The organism is Dyella sp. 01L423 (genome assembly GCF_056399945.1).
On the sequence record NZ_JBFTSI010000055.1, the window covers coordinates 1 to 405 of the forward strand.

1 protein-coding gene is annotated in these 405 nt (G+C 71.9%); it reads right to left on the reverse strand.

Annotated elements, in window-relative coordinates:
- Positions 1-391: Bug family tripartite tricarboxylate transporter substrate binding protein (locus tag AC1DMY_RS21035; RefSeq protein WP_477166782.1), on the reverse strand; the 391-nt coding region annotated here is incomplete at its 3' end.
- Positions 392-405: the final 14 nt, after the last annotated feature.

Sequence of the window (405 nt, forward strand, 5' to 3'; positions counted from 1 at the left end):
GCTCGAACGCGGTCAGCGGGTCATACGGCGTGGCCTTGACCAGATGCGGCCCGATCACCATGGTGCCGCTGACCGCCACGCCCAGCGTGTAGCCGTCCGGCGCGCTCTTGGCGACGGTGCCCATGCCGAGCATGCCGCCCACGCCCGGGCGGTTTTCCACCACCACCGGCTGGCCGATCATCGCGCCCAGCTCGTTGGCGATGATTCGCCCCACCGTGTCGGACGCGCCGCCGGCGGTATAGCCCACCACCAGTCGCACCGGCCGGGTCGGCCAGGTGTCGGCACGAGCGGGCGCGGGTAGCTGCAGCGAGGCGGCCAGCCCAAGCAGGATGGCCAGTCGCGGCAAGGAAAGCACGCGGGGGATCGCACTGGCGAGGCGGCGGAACGTCATGGGTTGTCTCCGGG